A 5,170-nucleotide genomic window follows, 5' to 3' on the forward strand; every position below is an offset into this window, starting at 1 on the left:
TAACCAGTCTTGGTCGTTATCAAGGTCAAAGGCAGCCCAGCCGCCAGGACGACACTGCATTGAGGTAATCCAGGCAAGGGTGCGGGCGATCGCGGCTCGCTTCACTGCTTCATGGGGCAACCGTACAGCATCCAGCGCCATCACGACCACGGCTGAATCATCCACATCAGGATAAAAGCGGTTGTCAAACTCAAAGGCCCAAGCTCCAGGTTTGCCCTGAGTATTTTTCACGGCCCAGTCGCCGTAGTCTAAAATCTGCTTACTGAGCAGCCAGTTGCCAGCGGAAACGAGAGCAGGGTGATCGGGAGCCATACCCGAATCTACCAGGGCACGCATGACCAGAGCAGTATCCCATACGGGGGAAACACAGGGCTGAACACGGTAGGTATCGTCGGTAACGATCGCGAATCGATCAATGGCTGCCATCCCTCTTACAACCACAGGGTCGGCTGCGTCATACCCCAAGCAGCGCAACCCTAGCAGTGAGTTGAGCATGGCAGGAATGATGCCACCCCAGTCGCCTGTTGCCTCTTGTCGTTCCAAGACCCAGCGCTCGGCCAAGCGCAGACCTTCGTCTCGAAAGGGCACCACATTCCAGACTTCTGCTTGCTTAAAGACATCATCCAACAGCACAAACAAGTCGCTCCAGTCCCCTTGCCGTGGCAGCTCGTAGCGCACATTGGCAATGCCTTCGCTGTAGAGTTCATCTAGGCTAATGGTTGGTTCTATCTGGAACACAGGCTTTTGGTCAAAGACAATCAGCAGTGGCACCGTACTACCCCGTGCCCAACTAGACATTTCGTAGATGTTGACCGGGAAGATGGGAGGCAGCAGCATAATCCACGGGGGAATGGAGGGAATGCCCCGCCAGTCGTAGCAGCCAATCAACGCGAGGTGCAGTTTGGTGAAAATGCGAGAGCGACTGATGCCTCCCCGCTGACAGATGAACGCTTTGGCCCTGAGCAATGCTGGGTCAGAAGCAGGAACCCTTAGCAGTCGCAGTGCCATGTAGGCTTCCACAGAGGTGCTGAGATCGCCGCCATCTCCATAAAATAATTCCCAACCACCGTGATCTCGCTGTTGCGATCGCAGGTAAGGTTCGACTTTGTGCAGAGGCCGCTGGTTGTCTGTGCCCCAAATTTTGTGCAGCAATACTACTTCGGCTGTAATCGTCACATTAGACTCTAGTTCTGCCCACCAATAGCCACCAGGGTACTGTTGCGCCAGCAGATAAGCCTGACTTGCTGCGATCGCTTGCTCTACCTTGGGTTGTAAATGCTTCTCCGTCGCCCAATCCTGGGTTTGCATTCTGTCAACATCCTCACAACTGCCGCCTTTGATGATACCGAACTACGGCCAACCTTGACGAAGGCTACGACTCAACAATTCCCGTGCAGGCTAACTACTCCGTCTGGAATAGGACTTTACCCGCTTGTAACGCAACCAACTGAACTTTCAGTGGGCCAGAGTTATAGACATTATCAGCAGCGACCACTTGGATATCGATCGTTTGATCGTAGTCCTTAAGCCTGGTTGTAAATTGGATAATGGCTGGTATTGTTGCATCATTACCTACTTGAATACCGCTTTCCAGGATGCCATCCCGTTGGGCACGGAGTTCTGCTACAGCTAAAACTTGCTCAATCCGTTGTCGTAGCTCATTCTCAGTTAAACTCACGGGGGTCAGTCGCGATGTGGCAATCACTTCACCTATGGCATAAATCAAGCGATTGGGAGTAGCATTAGCTACTACGCGAATATTCTGTTCACCTAATACGTAGTTGGCCACAGAAAACACCTGCACAACATAATCGCGTCCATCTTTGATTTGTTCGATGAGTTGATCAACCTCTGCGGCTGTAATGCGGATAATAATATTACTGTCGTCAGGGGTTGTGCCTGGTTGGGTTAACTGCAACGCAACGCGGTTGGCTGCCTTCAAGAGTTGATCGACGGCTTGTCCAGCGGCAGCGGGGTCTACAATTCGCAAGACCCCAGAGGCCAGCAATTGTCCTCGCACAACGCGGACATCTCCACTGCGTACTAGACGAATTTGAAATTCCAGTTGCCGCAGAAACTTTTCTAACTCAGTTTGTACGAGTTCCAGTTCTTTCAGCCGCTCTGATCGTCGGGCGATGTCTTGGTCGCGCTGGGCAATTTCTTGGTTACGGCGAGTCAGTTCTCGGTCACGTTCGTTAATTAGGCGATCGCGTTGGGCAATATCCCGATCGCGCTGGGCAATTTGATTCTGCACTAGATCTCGTTGTTCCACCAGTCGCTGACGATCAGCTTGTAGTTGGTTAATTTCTAAGCGCAGGGAAAGTACTTGACTGGTAACTGCCCCTAGCTGAGCTTTCGCCTGCTGAAAGTCATTAATGCGTTGTTGTAGCTCTTTTTGAGTTTTTTCTTGCCGTGCAATCGCCGCATCTAAGGAGCGATTGGTAGCATCAAGGCGCTGCTGGGCAGTCAATTGCTCGGCTCGTGCCTTAGTGAGTTGGTCTTCGATATTCTGTTTTTGTGTCCTCACCTGATTTAGCTCTTCACGGGCATCCCTCAGGTTAGACTGAATTCTGCCCAATTCAAATACTCCTGTACGCAATTGCTCGTCGATCGCCAACAAAATTCCCAAGGTTGATGCTGAGACAAGGCTACCCGTCAGAATCGTAATTAATACTGCTGTCTGGCGAGGGCGGAGATTAAACAGGCTGAGGCGCGCTTTTCCTACACGCATTCCCAAGCGATCGCCAACGGTTGCAATCACTCCTCCCAAGACCAAAATTGCCAGAATCAGAACATACCCGCTGGTCATGAATCCAAGGGGGTTCTCCACACATTAACAATTAGACTCAGTATAGTTGCTGAACGTTCGCTATTTGGTTAACCAAAAGCCAACAGGCAACCAGCACATCAGTATTGTCACGAATTGCATAGTCGTTAAACTTATTGATTGCCACAAGTGATTGGCCTAGTAGTTACCACAGGTGATTACCGTGAACGAACAATCACTGTCAACTAAATTGTTGGCTCAAGGTCACAGGGTTATGAACAGTAATTTTCTTTTTGTGAATGGAAATCATGCCATCCTGACGTAAGGAGCCTAGTAGTCGAGTTACGGTAACACGGGTAGAGCCAATCGCCTCTGCGATCGCCTGGTGTGAGAGCTTCAAATCTACCATAATGCCGTCGTTCGTTGGCACACCAAAATCTCGGCAGAGAATTAACAAGAAGCTGACCAACCGTGATCCCATATCACGGTGAGCCAAGGTTTCAATCATCATCTCGGTTTGCAGAATCCGAGACGACAATCCTTGCAACATCAACATCGAGAGTTCAGGATTGTCTTTCAAGGCTTTGTCCATGTGGTCAATAGGCACGGACATCAACTCCACAGGCGTAAAGGCAACCGCGTGATAGAAGCGATCAGAGCGGTGCCCTGTCAATAGGGATAGCACCCCAAACACGCTATTTTCTCGCAAGAGGGCTACAGTAATCTCTTCACCAGCCTCGTATACACGGGATAGCTTCACAGCCCCCTTCACCAAGAAATAAACTCGTTCTGCCGGATCGCCAGGAAAAAAGATGGTCTTGCCGCGGTCGAACGACTCGATGACTGGTGGAAATGTTCCTCCAGTAATTTGACGAAATACTGATGCTAGCGACTTATCCTGGGTCAACGCCATGGCTTTCTACTACGATTTGCGCTCTTGCCCGTTTAACTGCCCCATAACCTATGAATGTAGCAATCATCTGCCGGATCGAACCAACTTTTTCCCAGCAATCCCAACCATTGGGTACTAAAAGTAGGTACTTTACACTACTTAAACGTAGTGAGCATCGTTTTTTGTAGCGTGCGTTACAAATCCGCTATACTCTCTAAAAAGCCAAAAAGGAGTGTTCACAGTTAGTTGCCCTCACGTTGAAGTCAACTCTACCTCTCACAACTGGTGCCCAAGAGTGACCTGTAGGTCATAAACTATAAGTTGGCCTGTACGTTGGCTGTCAGCTAGCAGTCGGTCAGTGACTCTGCTCACCTGCGCTTACCTCGCCCCTTATCCTTGATAGTCTCTATGTTAGATCTGACTGGAAAAAAAGCCCTAGTAACGGGCATTGCTAATAATCGTTCTATTGCTTGGGGCATTGCCCAACAACTCCACAAGGCTGGGGCATCTCTGGCAATTACCTATTTGCCCGACGATCGGGGACGAATGGAACAGAAGGTGCGGGAACTGGTGGAACCATTACAGCCAGACTTGTTTTTACCCTGCAACGTGCAGAATGATGAGCAAGTACAGGCTACCTTTACGGCGATCGCTGAAAAATGGGGGACATTACACATCTTGATTCACTGTCTGGCTTTCGCTAACAAGGAAGACCTCTCTGGGGAGTTCAGCCAGACCTCTCGCGAGGGCTTTTCCTTAGCGATGGATGTCAGCACCTTTTCGCTAGTCAGCCTGAGTCGAGCTGCAAAACCTCTGATGACCGAGGGTGGTAGCATTGTCACCCTGACCTACTTGGGTGGGGTAAGGGTTGTGCCTAACTATAATGTCATGGGTATCGCTAAGGCTGGCCTAGAAATGAGTGTACGCTATCTCGCTGCTGAACTCGGCCCTCTCAACATTCGAGTCAATGGCATTTCTGCGGGGCCAATTCGCACCTTGGCCTCCTCTGCTGTAGGGGGAATCTTAGACATGATTCACCACGTTGAAGCAGTAGCTCCTCTGCGCCGCACGGTTACCCAACTGGAAGTAGGCAATGCGGCAGCATTTCTGTGCAGCGATTTGTCTAGCGGCATCACTGGACAAATTCTCTATGTGGACTCTGGCTACGCAATTATGGGGATGTAGGCTGTGCAGGGGTCACCATTGCCACCACCACCACAGCCCTTGCCTGATCGTCTTTGGGGCGATCGTTGGCGGTTTGCCACCTTACCAGCGGCCCAACTGGTAACTGCCTTTCAGGATCAACCAATTCCTGTGCTACACCTGCCGGAACAGTTGCACCCGCTCACCTTGGGCATTGCTTCCTCTGCTGAAGTTCCTGGTCTGGTTATCGATGGTGGCCGCCGATCGTTGACCCTAGCCCGCTGGCTACAGGCTGCTAGACCAGTGGCAGCTACTTGCATTCCGGGGCCTCCAGGTGGCTTGGTGTTAGCGACGGAAACGGGCGATCG

Annotated in this window: 4 protein-coding genes and 1 pseudogene; 2 read left to right on the forward strand and 3 right to left on the reverse strand. The window is 50.9% G+C overall.

Annotation, left to right across the window (positions count from 1 at the left end; all coding sequences use genetic code 11):
- The 3 genes from shc to ntcA all read right to left on the reverse strand — a co-directional run.
- Nucleotides 1-1,308, reverse strand: a 1,308-nt coding sequence (shc, locus tag NZ772_13450) for a squalene--hopene cyclase (GenBank protein MCS6814555.1), incomplete at its 3' end; no start/stop codon positions are given.
- Nucleotides 1,309-1,402: 94 nt separating this feature from the next.
- Nucleotides 1,403-2,809 carry a DUF3084 domain-containing protein gene (locus NZ772_13455; protein MCS6814556.1) on the reverse strand — a complete coding sequence of 469 codons (1,407 nt, stop codon included), beginning with the start codon at nucleotides 2,807-2,809 and terminating at the stop codon, nucleotides 1,403-1,405.
- Between the two features lie 199 nt (nucleotides 2,810-3,008).
- Nucleotides 3,009-3,680: a global nitrogen regulator NtcA gene (gene ntcA / locus NZ772_13460; GenBank protein ID MCS6814557.1), complete on the reverse strand. Its 672-nt coding sequence runs from the start codon at nucleotides 3,678-3,680 to the stop codon at nucleotides 3,009-3,011.
- A gap of 387 nt (nucleotides 3,681-4,067) precedes the next feature.
- Here ntcA and fabI point away from each other — a divergent pair, with 387 nt between their 5' ends.
- Complete coding sequence (fabI, locus tag NZ772_13465; GenBank protein ID MCS6814558.1) at nucleotides 4,068-4,844, forward strand: enoyl-ACP reductase FabI; 777 nt, start codon at nucleotides 4,068-4,070, stop codon at nucleotides 4,842-4,844.
- A gap of 24 nt (nucleotides 4,845-4,868) precedes the next feature.
- Nucleotides 4,869-5,170, forward strand: a pseudogene (locus NZ772_13470) (Tab2/Atab2 family RNA-binding protein).

The sequence above is a fragment of the Cyanobacteriota bacterium genome (assembly GCA_025054735.1).
In the GTDB taxonomy this organism is placed as follows: domain Bacteria; phylum Cyanobacteriota; class Cyanobacteriia; order SKYG9; family SKYG9; genus SKYG9.

Bases quoted from the DNA above. Each gene is read 5' to 3' on its own strand.
- NZ772_13455 (MCS6814556.1), bottom strand. From the start codon at position 2,809: ATGACCAGCGGGTATGTTCTGATTCTGGCAATTTTGGTCTTGGGAGGA.
- ntcA (MCS6814557.1), bottom strand. From the start codon at position 3,680: ATGGCGTTGACCCAGGATAAGTCGCTAGCATCAGTATTTCGTCAAATT.
- fabI (MCS6814558.1), top strand. From the start codon at position 4,068: ATGTTAGATCTGACTGGAAAAAAAGCCCTAGTAACGGGCATTGCTAAT.